Raw genomic sequence first — 16,395 nt, forward strand, 5'->3', positions numbered from 1 at the left:
CGCGTCACGCTCGGGGGTGCAATGCGAATCCTAGGAGCAGCATGAGCCAGGCGGAGTACGACTACATCATCGTCGGCGGCGGATCGGCAGGTTGCGCACTGGCCAATCGCCTCAGCGCGGACCCGGCCAACAAAGTCCTCGTCCTGGAGGCGGGCCGTCCCGACTGGAGCTGGGACATCCTCACGCACATGCCCGCCGCGCTGACGATGGTCATCGGTAATCGCTTCTACGACTGGTGCTACGAATCCGAACCGGAACCCTTCATGGAGGGCAGGCGCGTCAGCCATGGCCGGGGAAGGCTGCTCGGCGGATCGAGTTCCATCAACGGAATGATTTTCCAGCGCGGTAATCCCATGGACCTGGAACGCTGGGCGGCCGACCCGGGCATGGAATCCTGGGACTACGCGCACTGCCTGCCGTATTTCAAACGGATGGAGCACTGCGCGGCCGGGGGCGACGAGTGGCGTGGCCAGGGCGGCCCGTTGTGGCTGGAGCGCGGTCCCGCCAAGAACCCGCTGTTCGGCGCTTTCCTGGAGGCGGCGCAGCAGGCCGGCTACCCGCTGACGTCCGATGTCAACGGCTTTAGGCAGGAGGGATTCGCCCGCTTCGACCGCAACATCCGGCGGGGGCGGCGCTGGTCGGCCGCGCGCGCCTACGTCCACCCGGTCAAGAAGCGCTCGAACCTCACGGTGCAGTGCTTCTCGCAGGCGGACCAGGTGCTGTTCAGGGGCAAGCGGGCGGTGGGGGTGGCCTATCGCCGGTGGGGCCGGCAGCGCCAGAAGGTCTACGGCGGCGAGGTGATCCTCTGCGGAGGCGCGGTCAACACGCCCCAGCTGCTGCAGCTGTCCGGCATCGGCAATCCCGACGAACTGCGGCCGCTGGGCGTCGAGATGGTGCACGAACTGCGCGGTGTCGGTGAGAACCTCCAGGACCATCTGGAGGTTTATGTGCAGCACGCCTGCAAGCAGCCGATCTCGTACAACCCGGCGCTCAAGTGGACTCGCCGGCCCGCGATCGGGCTCCAGTGGCTGCTGTTCCACACCGGACCGGCGGCGACCAACCATTTCGAGGCGGGTGGGTTCGTACGCGGCAACGACGTCGTCAAGTACCCCAATCTGATGTTCCATTTCCTGCCGATCGCGGTGCGCTACGACGGAACCCCGGTGGGCGCCGAGCACGGCTATCAGGTGCACATCGGGCCCATGTACTCGGATGTGCGCGGGTCGGTGAAAATCAAGTCCCGTGATCCGAAGGCGCATCCGGCGCTGCGGTTCAACTATCTGTCCACGCCCAATGACCGCAAGGAATGGGTGGAGGCGATCCGCGTCTCACGGGACATCCTCTCCCAGCCGGCCTTCGCCGAATACGACGCGGGCGAGTTGTCACCAGGCCCCGGGGTCAGCACGGACGACGAGATCCTGGACTGGGTGGCGCGCGACGCCGAGACCGCCTACCACCCGTCCTGCACCGCCCGCATGGGCGTCGACGAGATGTCCGTGCTGGACCCGACCTCCATGCGCGTACACGGTGTCGAGGGACTGCGGGTGGTCGACGCGTCCGCGATGCCCTACCTGACCAACGGAAACATCTACGCGCCGGTGATGATGCTCGCCGAGAAGTCCGCCGACCTCATCCTCGGCAACACCCCTCTGGCGCCCGCCACGGTCGACTTCTACCGGCACGAGACCCAGGAGAACTAGCACCGTGTCGATCGATGGAGAGCGCGGCAGCACAGCGGAGCAACAGGGCCCGCCAGGAGTGGACACGGGGCCGGAGAAGGAGATCAGACTCAAGCCCGTTGTCTTCTACGGGTCGTCCGTCCTGATTCTCGCCATCTCGATCTGGGCGATCCTCACACCGGAAGGCGCCGAGGACACCATCGGCGTGCTGGTGGGGTGGATCTCCGACGGGTTCGGCTGGTACTACTTCCTGGCCGCGACGCTGTATCTGCTGTTCGTCGTGTTCGTGGCCGCGTCCCGGTACGGGAGCATCAAACTGGGGCCGCAGCACTCCACTCCCGACTTCGGGTTGTTCGCCTGGGCCACCATGCTCTTCGCGGCGGGCATCGGCATCGACCTGATGTTCTTCTCCGTCGCCGAGCCGGTCAGCCACTACCTCGCCCCGCCCGAGGGCGACCCGGAGACCGTCGAGGCAGCGCGGCAGGCGATCGTGTGGACCCTGTTCCACTACGGCATCACCGGCTGGGCGATGTACGCGCTGATGGGTATGGCCCTCGGCTACTTCGCCTTCCGCTACCGCCTCCCGCTGGCGATCCGGTCGGCGCTGTACCCGATCATCGGCAAGCGCGTCCACGGCCGCATCGGTGACGCGGTCGACCTCGCGGCGATCCTCGGTACGGTCTTCGGTATCTCGGTGTCGCTCGGCATCGGCGTCGTGCAGTTGAACTACGGGCTGACCTTCCTCTTCGACGTGCCGCAGGGGACAGGCGCGCAGATCGCCCTGATCGGCGTCGCCGTGCTCCTGGCCACGGTGTCCGCCGTGGCGGGTGTCGACCGGGGCATCAGGCGGCTGTCCGAACTCAACGTCGTCCTCGCCATCGTCCTGATGCTCTACATGCTGTTCGTCGACAGCCCTATCCGGCTCCTCAACGGCCTGATCCTCAACATCGGCGACTACGTGAGCCGCTTCCCGTCGATGTCGATGAACACCTTCGCCTACGACCAGCCGACCGACTGGCTCAATGCCTGGACGCTGTTCTTCTGGGCCTGGTGGATCGCCTGGGCGCCGTTCGTCGGGCTGTTCCTGGCGAGGATCTCGCGCGGCCGCACCATCCGGCAGTTCGTCGCGGCGACGCTGGTCATCCCGTTCCTGTTCACGCTGATGTTCCTGTCGGTCTTCGGAAACAGTGCGCTGGGGCTGGTGCGGTCCGGCAACACCGAGTTCGGCGAGACCGCCGCGAACGCCCCCGAACAGGGCTTCTACGAGTTGCTCGGGCAGTTCCCCGGGGCCACCTTCAGCGCCGGTCTCGCCACCTTCGTCGGGCTGCTGCTCTATGTGACATCGGCGGACTCCGGTGCGCTGGTGATGAGCAACCTCAGCTCGCATCTGCCCACCCCGCGCACCGACGCCCGCCCCTGGGTGCGCATCTTCTGGGCGGCGGCGACCGGCCTGCTCACCCTCGCCATGCTTCTCGTCGGTGGCGTGGAGGCACTAACCAACGCGACGATCATCATGGGCCTGCCGTTCTCGTTCGTGATGTTCCTCATCATCTGGGGCCTGTACAAGGCGCTGCGCGTCGAACGGATGCGGGAGGACGCGCTGACCACCACCCTGCCCTCGTCGCTGTCCGGACGGACCGTCAACCGCGGCCAGACCGCGGAGTGGAACTGGCGACAACGCCTCGCGCGGGCGATGAGTTTCCCCAGCAAGCGAACGGCGACCCGGTTCGTGGACGAGGTGTGCCGTGCGGCGTTCCAGGAAGTCGCGGCGGAGCTGAGCCAGCGGGGTGCCGAGGCATCGGTCGTGGAGGGGTCCGACGACGAGGTCGGCATCCCGCACATCGAACTCCGTATCCCGATGGGCGGGATCGAGGTGTTCATGTACGAGGTGCGGCCGGTCGAGGTGCCCACCCCGGCGTTCGCCACCCGAGTGGTCACCGCCCACGACACGTACGTGCGCTTCGAAGTGCACCTCGCCGACGGAAGCCAGGGCTACGACGTGATGGGCTACAGCAAGGACCAGCTCATCGGCGACATTCTCGACCAGTACGAGCGGCACGTGGAGTTCCTGCGGCTGCACGGGGAGGCCACCGCCCGCTCGTCGCTGCCCGACCACCGACCGGACACGGCCGAGGAGAACCAGCCGGAGAGGGAGGCCTGACGGCGCGCCTCGGCCCGCTCTCGGGTCTCGCCGGGAGGCGACGTCGCCGGTCGGTCACGGGGTGATCCGACCGGCGCGACGCTACGGCGCGACCCCCGCGGCCCGGATGTCCGTGACAGTGAGCTCCCCTTGCGCGTACTGGCGCCGCAGCTCCTTCTTGTCGAACTTCCCCACGCTCGTCTTCGGGATCTCCCGCACCGTCGTCCAGCGCTCTGGCAGCTGCCAGCGGGCCAGGTGTTCGGCCAGGTAGGCGTGGAGGCAGGGGTAGTCGACCGGGGTGGGGTGCCCGGCGATCACCGCGAGGGGGCGTTCGTCCCAGCGGTCGTCGGGGACGCCGATCACCGCGGCCTCACGTACGGCCGGGTGGGCCATCAGGTGGTTCTCCAGTTCCACCGAGGAGATCCACTCGCCGCCGGACTTGATGACGTCCTTGGCGCGGTCGGTCAGGCGGAGGTAGCCGTCGGGTGTGAGGGTGCCGAGGTCGCCGGTGCGCAGCCAGCCGTCGTGGAACTTGTCGGCCGGGCGGCCGATGAGGTGGTAGGAGCCGGTGACCCAGGGGCCGCGTACCTCCACCTCCCCTACCGCGACGCCGTCTTGGGGCAGTACGGAACCGTCGTCCTGGGACACCAGGCGGAGTTCCACTCCGGCTGGTGGACGACCCGCGGTGGTCCGGTACTCCATGGCCGGTTCCGATTCCGATTCCGATTCCGATTCCGAATCCGCTTCCGCTTCCGCTTCCCCGGAGCGCGCGTGGTGCGGTGTCCTGGCGACCGTTCCGAGCGGGGAGGTCTCCGTCATCCCCCAGGCGGCGATGACACGTACATCGTGGCGCTCCTCGAAGCCGGTCATCAGCGCCGCAGGGCACGCGGCACCGCCGACCAGGACCTCCCGCAGCGAGGCGACATCGCCGCCGTGGGTATCGAGGTGGGCCAGGAGCGCCGACCACACGGTCGGGACGGCGGCCGCGGTGTGCGGCCGGTGGGCGGCGATGAACTCGGCGAGCGGGGCGGCCTGCAGGTGCGGCCCCGGCAGCAGGAGCGAGGTACCGACCATGAAGGCGGCGTACGGCAGGCCCCAGGCCATGGCGTGGAACATCGGGACGACCGCGAGCGCGCGCACCGAGTCGTCGAGGCCGAGCGACTCCGGCATGCACACCTGCATCGAGTGCAGGTAGATCGAGCGGTGGGAGTAGACAACTCCCTTGGGGTCGCCGGTGGTTCCCGAGGTGTAGCACATCGCCGCGGCCGCGTCCTCGTCGAGGTCGGGCCAGTCGACGTGGCTGGGGGCCGCGGCCAGGAGTTCTTCGTAGCCGTGCACGTGGACCAGCGGGAGGTCGGGCAGCGGCACATCGCCCACCACGATGACGTGCTCGACGGCGGGCAGGTCCGGCAGCAGCGGCGAGAGCAAGGGCAGCAGACTCGCGTCCACGAGGACGACGCGGTCCTCGGCGTGGTGGGCGATGTGCCGGAGCTGCTCGGCGGGCAACCGCAGGTTGAGGGTGTGCAGGACGGCGCCCATGGCGGGCACCGCGAGATAGGCCTCCAGGTGTTCCTGGTTGTTCCACATCAGGGTGGCGACGCGCTGGTCGCCCTCGATACCGAGGCCGCGCAACGCGGCGGCCAACCGCGTGGCGCGCGCGGCGACTTCGGCGTACGTGGCGCGCCTGGCCGCCCCTCCCTCCCAGGTGACCACCTCGCTGCGGCCGTGCACGGTCGCGCCGTGCCGCAGCAGGGTGGTCACGGTCAGGGGATGGCGCTGCATGGTGCTGAGCACAGGGGGCTCCTGGTGGATGGGGAGGGGCGGAGGCTGGTGGGGACGGCCGGGGTCGCGTCGGCGCTACGGGAGGATGCGGCAGCCGGTCGGGGTCGCGCCTGCCGGGTCGAGGACGTTCATCACCTCGTGCAGGACCTCGGAGTCGACCTGCAAGGTGGCGTGCTGGGCGGCGTCGTACCAGCACAGGTCCTGCGTATACAGGTTGCGTACCCGCGGCCCTTCGAGGAACTGCGAGCGGACCGGGGTCACGATGAAGTCGAGCTTGGTGGCGATCACCGTGTACTCGACGCCGGGCACGGTGTCACCGCCCGCGTTGACCTTGGCCAGCAGGTCGGAGCCCTTCGCCTGGTCGAGGCAGGCCGGGCACCAGTCCTCAAGGAGCGCATCGGGTGCCCCGTCGATGGCTTGGAGGAGGGTTGCCAGGCCGGAGAGTGTGGTGCCGTGGCTGGTCGGCCCGAGGGCGACGAACCGGCCGGTCTTCTCGGCGCCGCCCAGGAACTTCTGGTAGTAGCGCGGCATGAGACCGCCCTGGGAGTGGCCGACCATGTCGACCTCGGCCGCTCCGGTGGCGGCCAGTACGCCGTCGACGAAGGTCTTCAGCTCGCCCGCGGACTGCTCGACGGGGGCGATCGCGGCCATCACCGGCACGTTCGGCATGCGGCCGTAGGTGGGTGCGAAGACGCAGTAGCCCTTGGCCTTGAGCAGCGGCGCGAGTGCGATCCAGTTCACGGTGCCGGTCACGAAGGTGCCGTGGACGAGGACGACGGGGCGGGGGTGTGCGGCGCTCGGGGTGCAGTCCCAGTCGTTGGCGCCGGGCAGTCCGCTCGCCTGGAGAGCCTTGGCGGACTCAATCGAGGTCCGACGTGAGTCGGCGTCGTCGGCGCGAGTACTGGCGGTGGCGGTGGCAGTGCCGGTCAGCCCGGCGGCGAGGAGAGTTCCCGCCACGAGCAGGGCTGCGGCGCGTCCCGTTCGCCGTAGCCGGAGGCGGATGGACATGGCGTCCTCCTGGAGAGAGGTGGACCCGGCGGCTCCGGGTCGAAACCCGGTGGCTCCGGGCTGGCACTCATCGCAGCAGGGCCGTCTCCGTCCGGACCAGGGGCGGCACCGCATCCGATGCCGCGCCCCAAAGCGGACCCCGTCGCGTTGTGCACGGCGCACAAGGGCCCGATCACGATTCGGCACCGCCCCTCGTCAACCCGCCGCCTTCGTGCCACGCTGCTGCGCCATGGAACCGATCGCGTTGTCGTCCGGCACACCGGGCGCACTCACCGGTGGGGTGCCGGTCCTCATCAAGGAGGTCGAGGACCCCTTGCGGACGCGGTTCGCGACGGTGGCATCGCGGCTCGCCACCGAAACGCTCCGTACGGATCCCGCGTACGCCGCCCTGCTCACCCACCACGAGCTGAGCGAACGTATCCATCGCAACCTCTGCCAGGCCCTGGCCAGCGTCACCCAGGCCGCCCAGGGCCTGCCCGTGGACCTCGACGACGCGATGAGCACCGGGAGCAGCCGCGCCGAGCAGGGCCTGCCGCTCCCTTCCTTGCTGCGTACCTATCGGCAGGGCGGCAGGCTGCTGTGGCAGACGCTCAGTGAGGTGGTCTCGGAGCGGGCCCCCGAGGAGCTGCCCACGCTGCTGCCCGCCGCCGGCGTGGTGTGGGACGTATTGGAGCAGATCACCGACGCCGTCACCGAGTCCTACCGCCAGGCCGAGGGCTCGCGGGCCGCCCGCGATCAGGAGCGTCGGCACGCGCTGCTCGACGCGCTCCTCGACGGCTCCGGCGTGGGCGCGGGTCTCGCCTCGGAAGCGGCCGCGCACCTGGGGCTGCCGGAGCACGGCCGCTATGCGGTGGTCGTGCTGCGGCCCGGTCCGGCAGCGCTGTCGCCTTCCAGGCCTGCTGCGGCCGCCACGCCTTCTGCGGCCCCCATGCCCGCTGCAGCCTCAGCGGCCGAGAACGGTTCCGGTCCCCGGATTCTCTGGCGTATCCGGGCGGACGGCGAGACCGGCCTCGTCCATCTCGCGGACCACTCCCTGGACACGCTCCGGGACATGCTCACCGGGTACGCGGTACGGGCCGGGATCAGCCCGGTCGTGGACTCCGTCGCCGACCTCGGGCGGGCGCGCTGGCTGGCCGAACTGGCGCTGCGCACCTGTCGTGCCGACGAGCGCGAACCCGTCCTGCTCGACGAGAGACTGCCCGACGCGCTGGTCGCCGCCCAGGCCGACCTCGGCGCCCGGCTGCGCAGCACCGTACTCGGACGCGTCCTGGCGCTGCCGCCCGAGGAGTGCGAAGTCCTGCTGAGCACGTTGGAGGCCTGGCTGAGAGCCGGAGGCGCGGCCGCGTCTGCCGCGGAGCACCTGTACTGCCACCGCAACACCGTCTCCAACCGGCTCCGCCGCCTCGAACACCTCACCGGCCGGGCCCTCAACGACCCCGCTCACCTGGTCGAACTGTCCCTGGCACTGGCCGCGCTCAGGCAGTACGGACCGCGCTGAGCAAGTCCTCGGCAGTTCGGGCGGCCCACCGCACGCAAGCGGTTCGGGCCGGACCAGCGCACGCACGGGCGACGGCCCGCGTCCCTCAGGCCGCCAAACGGTCCAGTTCCTCGCCGATGGCCGCCCGCACCGCGTTGTGCTGCGGCCCGAGCCCGTACTGCTCGTCACTCCACCGCTCTCGCGGATACAGCCACACCGGCAGACCCACGAGCTCGGCGGGCTCCCACGCGAACCGCGGCCACACATGCGCGTGCAGAAACCCGTCGGTGTTCCCGAGGATCTCCAGGTTCACCCGTCGAAAAGCCCCGTCCAGCCGTGTGCACGCGCGTTCAACGGCCTCCCCCAGCCGGTCCATGTCGGACAGAAAGGCCAGTCGCCTGCGCTTCGGCAGGTCCGACAGCCGCTGCACCGCGGGATCGTCCGTCAGAAGGACCGAGTACCCGGGCAGGAACTGGACGTCTCCGATCACCGCGAACCCCGCGTCCAGCCGTCGGAGCACCGCAGGATTCTCACCCCGGAGTGCGCTGCCGATCCGGTCCCTCCGCCAGGCGTCACTCATGACCGACGGCGAGGTTTGCCGCGCTTGGCGCTCTTCGGGCCGCCTGAACCGCCGCGTGGGCTCTTGCGGGTCGGCTTGCCTGCCGCAGGCTTGCGCCGTGTGCCGCTCGTGTCGGGGCGCTTGCCCTTCGGCTGCGCGGGGGTGCTCTTCGGCTGGGCGGGGGCCGGAGCGCGACCCCGTGAGCTGTTGACGGTGCGGCCGCGGACGATCCCGATGAAGTCCTCGACGTGCTCGGTGGTCTTCTCCTCCGGCCACGACAGCGCGATGCGCGACCCGGGGGCGTCCGTCACCGGCCGGTACGTGAGGTCCTTGCGGTGGTGCAGGCGGGCCAGTGACTGCGGGACGACGAGCAACCCCACGCCTGCCGCCACCAGTTCGATGGCGTCAGCCGTCGTGGCGGGCCGCTCGATCGCGGGCCGTCCGGGCCGACGCTCCCAGTCAAGGGTGTCGTCGAGGGGATGCAGCACGATCTCATCGGCCAGATCCTCGGCGGATACCTCGTCGACGGCCGCGACAATGTGGTCTTTCGGGACCACGACCACGGTCGCCTCGGTGTAGAGGGGGATCGCGCTGAGGTCGGTCCGGTCGATCGGCAGGCGTACGAAACCCGCGTCGGCGCCGCCGCCCCGAAGCACATCGGATGCTTCGGCGGCGGACACCTGGACGAGGGTCAGTGGGACGTCTGGCAACCGCTCGTTCCAGATCCGCACCCATTTGGTGGGCGTCACCCCCAGGACGTACGCGAGCCGAAACGAGGGGGGTACTTCCGAGCCTGTCACTCCGCCAGGTTACCGGTCGTGGTCAGAGGTAGCGCACATGCTCGATACCCTTGACACCATGACGTCGCACAAGACCGCCCAGACCATGAAGCCCGCGACCGCGGCGAAGAAGCTGGGTGTGTACCTCGAGGCCACCCCCGCAGAGTTCCAGGAGGGTGTCGTCTCGCGCACCGAGCTCAGCGCACTGCAGGCGGATCCGCCCCAGTGGCTGCTCGACCTGCGACAAAACGGCCCGCACCCCCGGCCCGTGGTCGCGGCGAAGCTGGGCATCTCCATCTCGGGTCTCGCGCGTGGCGGGGTCACCGACGCCCTCACGACGGAGCAGATCGAGGCGTTGAAGGCGGAGAGTCCGGAGTGGCTGCGGCAGGAACGCGCCACCCAGGCCGAGGTCCGCAAGGAAGCGGCGCGCATCAAGGAGAAGAACGCGGAGCGCGCCGGTCAATCCCGCCAGCCGCGTTCTTGACCCTATGGCCGACGGTAACATCAACCACCTCCGCTTCCCCTCACGGCTGCGGTTGTCCGGCGCTCGACCGTGGTCAGGCGCACGGCGCGGTTCCACGGACACGGCAGTCAACAGATCTTGCCCGGCCTGGCCGCTGTGGCCCGCAATAGATCCCGTACGAGGGTGAAGTCGATCAGCGCCGGGCGGCGGACGCGCAGACAGCCCTTGCCCATGTCGTGCCCGGCGAGCCGTTCCGCCACGGCGTCCCGGATGTCGCTGCGCATGAGGGAGAAGGAGATGTACCGCTTCTGGCTCGCGAAAGCGATCTCGGTGACTCCGTCGCGCTGGTACGCGGGCATGCCATACGCCATCACCTCGGTGAAGCCCCGCAACTCCGCGCGGCAGAGCTCACACAGCCGGGTCAGAGCCTCCCTGCGTTCCTGCGGGACCTCGGTGAGGTAGCTGTCGACATCGTCCGCCCGGCTTTGCACCATGATCCGAACGTAGGCGACAGGGCACGCCGGTCAACCTCTCGAGAACGCCCGAACCTCTCCCTGCGCCACGCTCGGCGGGTCCTGCGGCGGGAGGCCCACCTGCGCAGCTCCCTGGCCGGCCCGAGCGTCAGCAGCAGACCCAGGAAGGCGGCCACCAGGGCCTGGGAGAGTGCGGCGACAAGCAGACCCGCCCGGAGGAATCCGAAGACCGCTGCCGAGGTCAGTGCCGAGCCAGTCGCCAGCGCCACGATGACCCGACGTACGCCATCCGGGACGCTGGCCCTGCGCGGCCCACTGTCTGAGCTCCTCGGCAAGCCACAACAGGATCAGAACCCGGCTTCGACCGACGTGACCAACACGGCTGCGAGGAGATCGATCCCTGAGGCGAGCACACACCCATCCTCAGGCCGGGGCAGTCAGACGGTCGAGGCGCTCGCGCTGGGCCGGGGTCAGCCGGAGGTCGGCCGCGGCGACGTTTTCCTCCAGGTGGGCGAGTCGGGCGGTGCCCGGGATCGGGAGGATGGCCGGGGAGTGCTCGAGGAGCCACGCGAGTGCGACTTGTGCGGGGGTGGCGTCGAGTTCGCTCGCCACGGCGGTGAGCCCGTCCGGTGCGCCCGTGGCCGCTCCGGCGACGGGCCGCCACGGCAGGAACGCGGTCCCCGCCGCAGCGCAGGCCGCGAGCACCGGCTCGTGCTCGCGGTCGAGCAGGCTGTAGCGGTTCTGCACGCTCGCGATGTCGACGGTCTTCCGCGCCTCGTCGAGTTCGGCGGCGGTGACCTCGGAGAGGCCGATCCGGCCGATCTTGCCCTCGCCTTGGAGGTCCCGCAGCGTGCCGACCTGGTCGGCGAGTGGCGTCTCCGGGTCGATGCGGTGCAGCTGGAGCAGCTCGATCCGCTCGACGCGCAGCCGGCGCAGGGCATTCTCGACCTGCTCGCGCAGCACCTCCGGCCGCCCGTCGAGCTTCCACTCGCCGGTGGTGTGCGCGACACCGACCTTGGTGGTGACGAGCAGATCGTCCGGGTACGGGAACAGAGCCTCTGCCAGGAGCTTCTCGTTGGCCCCGCCGCCGTACAGGTAGGCGGTGTCGATCAGCGTGACACCGAGCTCGACGGCCCGCTGGGCGATCCTGACTGACGCCTCGCGGGCGGGTCCGGGCCCGGTCGGCAGTTGCATGGCTCCGAACCCCAGCCGCCGTACCTCCAGATCCCCGCCGATACGAAACGTGGTCGAACCCATCTGCCGCAGCCACCCCTTCGCCATCCGCCCCTTCGGCGGGTTGAAGAGGCCAGGCTAGCAACGCAGTTGACCACGGGGTCACCTTGTGGCCGCGGTCAGCGCAGGGTCTTCCAGAAGTCGTGTTGGTGGTCCTTGGCGAAGTCCACCGGGTGGATGCCGCCCGGCCCTGAGGCGAGGGACTGCACGTTCGGTGCCGTCGGGGTGGTGGGCTTCCACCCCGCCTTGCCTGTGCGGGCGAAGTCCGTCCAGATACGGATCATCGCGTCGGACAGGCTCTGCTGGGCCGGGGTGAGCGGCTCGTGCTCGGTGAGGTCGAAGAGGTACGGGAGCTCAAGGGTGTGTGCGGCGCCTACCGGAAAGTCGGGCTTCGGGTAGGCCACGCCATCCTGGTACCAGGGGGCCTCGTGGTCGGCGAACTCGTAGGTGTAGACGGGTGTTTGGCGGGACAGTGCGCGCCCGGTGGCGAGGGTGTGGCGGGCGAAGTTGCCGTCGGTCAGGGCCGCGGCGAGGGCCAGTGCCGGCGTGTTGTCGTAGGCGCTGACGGGATAGCGGTCGGCGATGGCGGCTGCCTGCTCCGTGCCGAACTCCCCCTCCAGACGGTCGTGGTAGTCGGCCTGGTCGATCTGTGCTTCCGGGTCGCCGGTGGTCCTCTTCTTGAAGAGCTCCAGGCCGAACACCATCATCCTCTCCTCGTCGTGGTTGATGCCCTGCAGCACCGGGACCTTGTTGAACTGTCCGGTGGCGAAGGCTTCCCGCGGGGTGCGCGGCAGCAGCTTGCCGCCGTAGACGGGGCTGGATTCCGGGCCCTGGCCGTGCCGCTCGATCAGGTGCTCGGGTGATGCCGTGCGCCAGTCCTTCACTCCGGGCTTCGCCGCGATCGCGATGGCGGTCTTCTCGCCCTGGCGTAGGGCCTGTTCGCGGTCGCGTCGGCCCGCGGTCCCCGCGCACGGGCCGCTCTGCGAGATGACCCGGTGGAAGAGTCCGGCCGATGACGGGGCGACCATGTGGGCACAGGTGCTGTAGGAGCCGGCGGACTGGCCGAAAAGCGTGACGTTGTCCGGGTCGCCACCGAAGGCGGCGGCGTTGCGCTGTACCCAGCGCAGGGCCGCCTGCTGGTCGAGGAAGCCGTAGTTGCCGGACTCGCCGCGTTTCTCCAGGTCCGGGTGGGTGAGGTAGCCCAGGGTGCCGAGGCGGTAGTTGACCGTCACGACGATCACGTCGCCCTGGGCGGCGAGCCGCTGCGCGCCGTGCATGGCGCCTTCGCCGTCCGTGTGGGAGCCGCCGTGCAGGTACACCATCACGGGGCGGGGCTTGGTGGATGCGGCGCGCGGGGTGGTGACGTTGACGAAGAGACAGTCCTCGTCGTTGGAGAAGGAACCTGCCGGGGGGTCGATACCGGTCTGGGGGCAGGCGGAGCCAGGCTTGGTGGCGTCCAGGACGCCCCGCCAGCGCTTGGCGGGCGCGGTCGGTGCCCAGCGGCGCTTGCCGGTGGGCGGGGCGGCATACGGGATGCCTTCGAAGGTACGCGCGGTGTCGGTCGCCGTGCCGCGTACGGCGCCCTTGTCGGTCCGTACGAGCGAGGGGTCACCGTGGTCCGCCGCGACGGCGGTGGCCGCGGTGGTGAGGGTGCCGGCGGCGAGGGCGAGGGCGATGGCTGCGAGTGCTGTCCGCTTCAACATGCAAACGAGCGTATGAACTTGAGGATCAGCTGGGCAGCCGGGCAGCCACCGTGCCCAGGGTGGTGCTAGGGACACCCCGGGCGGCGGGTCGCCCGCATGGCTGTCGGCAGACGGCGCCGGTGAGTGAGCGGGGTGTGCGGCCCGACAAGTCGCGGGCTACGCGGGTGAGATGGGCCTGGTCCGCGAAGCCTGCCGTCGCTGCGGCCACGGCCACGGGACTGTCGGGCAGAGCGGCCACCGCGGTCCGCAGGCGCTGCCACTGGCGCAGGCGGACCAGCGGTACGCCGAGCGTCGAGCGGACCAGGGCACGCAGTCTCGGCGGTGAGAGGCCCACCTCCGCGGACACGGTGTCCAGCCGGTCGGCCTGTCCGCACACCCGGACGGCGTGGGCGAGGCGCGGGTCGAGTACGGGGGCCGGCCCGGTGAGGGTGGTCAGTTCCTGTTGGACGGAGGCGAGGTCCATATCCTGGCCCAGGGCGTCGAGCAGGCGTCGTACCGTCGACGGCCGCAGTCGGGCCGGGCCGTGTCCGGGCCGTACGCACCAGGGTTCGACGTAGATGGCGACGAACGCCGACGACGTGGCGCAGGTGTGGGCGAGTTGCGGTGGGACCAGCAGCCCTGCCGCGGCAGTCGTGCCGATGGTGGTGTGGCCGCCGACCGGCAGGACCACCTTCCATGCGGGGTGCCGGTGGCAGGCGACCGCGGCCGCCGCGGTCTCGGCGTACGCCGTGATGTCGTGGCCCAGGGCAAAGGACAGGCGGCGATCGTTCTGTTCAATACTCCAGGCCCGGTGCGGTTCGATCATCAGCGCATGTCCACTCTCGGAGCTCTCGTGCTTGCCGTCCTCATGGCTGGTTCCGGCCTCGCCCACTTCGTCCTGCCCGTCTACTTCCGCACCCTAGTGCCTTCCTGGCTACCGGCACCCGCCGCCCTGGTCGCCGCCAGTGGACTGGCAAACCTCGTGGCGGGCGGGCTGCTTGTGGTGCCCGGGTCCCGGGCGGCGGGTGGCTGGCTGGCCGCCGTCTTGATCGGCGGCTATCTGACGTCGCATATCGACGCGGTGCGCCAGGCGCACCCGTCCCGGGCCCGCTTCCTGGACCGGCCGGGCGGCGTGCTGGCGCGGCTGGTGGTCAACGTCGCCTATCTTGCCTGGGCGGTGGTGGTCGCGGTCGGGGCCGCGGGATAGGCGGCTATTCCGGCCAGGGGGAGTTCTGGATCACCTCGACGAAGTCACCGGGTACGAAGCCGCGAGTGAAGTGCCGTAGGACGTCGGCCTTGACGTTGCCGAACGTGCTCTCCGGTTTGGGGGCGACGCCTTCGGTGAAGGCCTGCAGGATGCGGCGCTTGAAGTCGGGGCGTGGGTGCAGCGCGGTGATCTCGGCCCGGTCGCTGTCACTGATGTCGTGGTACCCGATGCCCAGGACGTCGTACTCGACACCGGCGGTGACGAGAGCGACGTCCGGCTCCATGAACTCCGTGATGCCGGGGGTGGTGTGCAGGGCGATCGCCGTCCACACCCGTCGGATTCTGTCCTCGGGCACCGCATGGCTGTGCAGGAAGCGGCGGGCCTCATCGGCGCCGTCCACCTCGAAGCGTCGGCCGCTGGGGTGGAACATCGCGCCCAGGCCCAGGTCGTGGAACATCGCGCCGATGTACAGCAGTTCCGGGTCGAAGCTCAGGTCCCGGTTGCGGCCCTGCAGGCTGCCGAACCAGAAGACGCGCCGGGAGTGGTGGTAGATCAGCTCACTGGTCGTGTCGCGGACGAGTTCGGTGGCCTCGGCGGCGAGCTTGGTGTCCGGTACGCCCACCCCGGCGGCGAAGGACTCGGAAACGGTCACGGCGGTGCTCTCCTCGGTTGGGAACGGAGGGTCGGTGTCGGCCCCGGTGTGCCCCTACCGTGCGTCGGGACGCCGCCCCGTAGCCATGTCTGTGAGGACAGGAAACCCACAGATGCGGACATGCTCGCTAGGCGCGGCAGCTAGCGTGCTGGCATGGTTGACCGACCGGCCCGTTACTCCGGCCCCCAGAATGTGACCGTCTTCGCCTTCGACGGCGTACGGCTGATGGATGTGTCCGCTCCCCTCGAGGTCTTCACGACCGCGGCCCCGGGCGCCTACGCAGTACGGGTGTGCACGCCCGACGGGCGGGCTGCGCGCACCTCGGCCGGGCTGCGTGTCGAGGCCGATCTCCCCGCCGAGCGGGTAGAGCGTACGGACATTCTGGTCGTGCCCGGTTCCACCTGCCTGGAGACCGCGGAGCAGCCCGTGCTCGTCAATCACGTCGCCCAACTGGCCGCCAGGTCTCAGCGGGTGATGTCGGTGTGCACAGGGGCCTTTGTGCTCGCCGCTGCGGGGCTGCTGCACGGCCGCAGGGCGACGACCCACTGGGAGCACGCCGCGGAGCTGGCCCACCGCCACCCCGACATCACCGTCGTGCCTGACGCCATCCACGTAGCGGACGGGCGGTTCTTCACCTCCGCTGGGGTCACGGCCGGGATCGACCTGTGCCTGGCCGTGGTGGAGGCGGACCACGGGCCGCAAGAGGCCCGACGTGTGGCTCGGGACCTGGTCGTCTTCCTTCAACGGCCGGGCGGCCAGTCACAGTTCTCGGCTGCTTCCCGTACTCCCACCACACGCCATCCGGTGCTGCGCCCGATACTCGACCGGATCGCCGCCGACCCTGCGGCCGATCACAGCCCGCGTGCGCTCGCCCGGCAGGGTGGCCTGAGCGCGCGGCACATGACGCGGCTCTTCAAGGAGCAGATCGGCAGTACGCCTGCTGCCCATGTGGAGGTCATGCGTCTGGAAGCCGCGCGCATCCTGCTCGAGCGCGGCGAGAGTGTCACCGCGGCGGCGCGGCGCAGCGGGCTGGGCAGCGACGAGACTCTGCGCAGGGTGTTCGCGCGCCGGCTGGGCACCACGCCGTCCGCGTACGTCGCTCGTTTCCGCACCACTGGGAGCGACGTGAGCGCCGGCGTCGGTGCCCGGTCCATGTAGGTCGGTGCCCGGTCCATGTAGGCGGTGTCCATCCGGCTGGCCCCCGTTCGGTCCGGGGGTGGTCAGGATGGCCGGTGGCCTGGGCTGTTCCTAGCCTCAGGGC

At 70.0% G+C, this 16,395-nt stretch carries 15 protein-coding genes; 6 read left to right on the top strand and 9 right to left on the bottom strand.

Features of this window, described 5'->3' with window-relative positions; genetic code table 11:
• Window positions 1-41: 41 nt before the first annotated feature.
• Together betA and betT are read left to right on the top strand one after the other, a co-directional pair.
• Complete coding sequence (betA, locus tag U9R90_RS19540; RefSeq protein ID WP_411057932.1) at window positions 42-1,700, top strand: choline dehydrogenase; 1,659 nt, start codon at window positions 42-44, stop codon at window positions 1,698-1,700.
• Between the two features lie 4 nt (window positions 1,701-1,704).
• Window positions 1,705-3,840, top strand: a complete 2,136-nt coding sequence (gene betT / locus U9R90_RS19545; RefSeq protein ID WP_411057933.1) for a choline BCCT transporter BetT — start codon at window positions 1,705-1,707, stop codon at window positions 3,838-3,840.
• A gap of 81 nt (window positions 3,841-3,921) precedes the next feature.
• Here betT and U9R90_RS19550 read toward each other — a convergent pair whose 3' ends face one another.
• On the bottom strand, window positions 3,922-5,613 hold the full coding sequence (locus U9R90_RS19550) for a fatty acid--CoA ligase (protein WP_411057934.1): 1,692 nt from the start codon (window positions 5,611-5,613) through the stop codon (window positions 3,922-3,924).
• A 63-nt stretch (window positions 5,614-5,676) separates the two neighbouring features.
• Window positions 5,677-6,609, bottom strand: coding sequence for an esterase/lipase family protein (locus U9R90_RS19555; RefSeq protein ID WP_411057935.1), 933 nt, complete (start codon window positions 6,607-6,609; stop codon window positions 5,677-5,679).
• Between the two features lie 229 nt (window positions 6,610-6,838).
• Here U9R90_RS19555 and U9R90_RS19560 point away from each other — a divergent pair, with 229 nt between their 5' ends.
• Window positions 6,839-8,107, top strand: a complete 1,269-nt coding sequence (locus U9R90_RS19560; protein ID WP_411057936.1) for a PucR family transcriptional regulator — start codon at window positions 6,839-6,841, stop codon at window positions 8,105-8,107.
• Window positions 8,108-8,192: 85 nt separating this feature from the next.
• Here U9R90_RS19560 and U9R90_RS19565 read toward each other — a convergent pair whose 3' ends face one another.
• Window positions 8,193-8,666, bottom strand: a complete 474-nt coding sequence (locus U9R90_RS19565) for a diadenosine tetraphosphate hydrolase (protein ID WP_411057937.1) — start codon at window positions 8,664-8,666, stop codon at window positions 8,193-8,195.
• Window positions 8,663-9,445 (bottom strand): LysR family substrate-binding domain-containing protein, encoded by a 783-nt coding sequence (locus tag U9R90_RS19570; RefSeq protein ID WP_411057938.1) that lies wholly within the window; start codon window positions 9,443-9,445, stop codon window positions 8,663-8,665. The genes U9R90_RS19565 and U9R90_RS19570 overlap by 4 nt, the downstream gene beginning before the upstream one ends.
• A gap of 58 nt (window positions 9,446-9,503) precedes the next feature.
• On the opposite strand from U9R90_RS19570, the gene U9R90_RS19575 reads away from it, so the two are divergent.
• Window positions 9,504-9,908: a DUF5997 family protein gene (locus U9R90_RS19575; protein ID WP_411057939.1), complete on the top strand. Its 405-nt coding sequence runs from the start codon at window positions 9,504-9,506 to the stop codon at window positions 9,906-9,908.
• Between the two features lie 107 nt (window positions 9,909-10,015).
• On the opposite strand, the gene U9R90_RS19580 is transcribed toward U9R90_RS19575, so the two are convergent.
• The 4 genes from U9R90_RS19580 to U9R90_RS19595 form a co-directional block, all read right to left on the bottom strand.
• Window positions 10,016-10,381 (bottom strand): iron chaperone, encoded by a 366-nt coding sequence (locus U9R90_RS19580; protein WP_411057940.1) that lies wholly within the window; start codon window positions 10,379-10,381, stop codon window positions 10,016-10,018.
• A 402-nt stretch (window positions 10,382-10,783) separates the two neighbouring features.
• A complete protein-coding gene (locus U9R90_RS19585) occupies window positions 10,784-11,617 on the bottom strand; it encodes an aldo/keto reductase (protein WP_411057941.1) in 834 nt (277 codons plus the stop codon).
• Between the two features lie 95 nt (window positions 11,618-11,712).
• The gene (locus tag U9R90_RS19590; protein WP_411057942.1) at window positions 11,713-13,296 is read right to left on the bottom strand and encodes a carboxylesterase/lipase family protein; all 1,584 of its coding nucleotides are present in this window, start codon (window positions 13,294-13,296) and stop codon (window positions 11,713-11,715) included.
• Window positions 13,297-13,321: 25 nt separating this feature from the next.
• Window positions 13,322-14,101, bottom strand: coding sequence for a helix-turn-helix domain-containing protein (locus U9R90_RS19595; RefSeq protein WP_411057943.1), 780 nt, complete (start codon window positions 14,099-14,101; stop codon window positions 13,322-13,324).
• Window positions 14,102-14,107: 6 nt separating this feature from the next.
• On the opposite strand from U9R90_RS19595, the gene U9R90_RS19600 reads away from it, so the two are divergent.
• The gene (locus tag U9R90_RS19600; RefSeq protein ID WP_411057944.1) at window positions 14,108-14,482 is read left to right on the top strand and encodes a hypothetical protein; all 375 of its coding nucleotides are present in this window, start codon (window positions 14,108-14,110) and stop codon (window positions 14,480-14,482) included.
• A 4-nt stretch (window positions 14,483-14,486) separates the two neighbouring features.
• On the opposite strand, the gene U9R90_RS19605 is transcribed toward U9R90_RS19600, so the two are convergent.
• Window positions 14,487-15,134, bottom strand: coding sequence for an HD domain-containing protein (locus U9R90_RS19605; protein WP_411057945.1), 648 nt, complete (start codon window positions 15,132-15,134; stop codon window positions 14,487-14,489).
• 153 nt (window positions 15,135-15,287) lie between these two features.
• Here U9R90_RS19605 and U9R90_RS19610 point away from each other — a divergent pair, with 153 nt between their 5' ends.
• A complete protein-coding gene (locus U9R90_RS19610; protein ID WP_411057946.1) occupies window positions 15,288-16,292 on the top strand; it encodes a GlxA family transcriptional regulator in 1,005 nt (334 codons plus the stop codon).
• The last annotated feature ends 103 nt before the right edge of the window (window positions 16,293-16,395 follow it).

This window comes from Streptomyces sp. E11-3 (assembly GCF_046540415.1).
Taxonomy (GTDB): domain Bacteria; phylum Actinomycetota; class Actinomycetes; order Streptomycetales; family Streptomycetaceae; genus Streptomyces.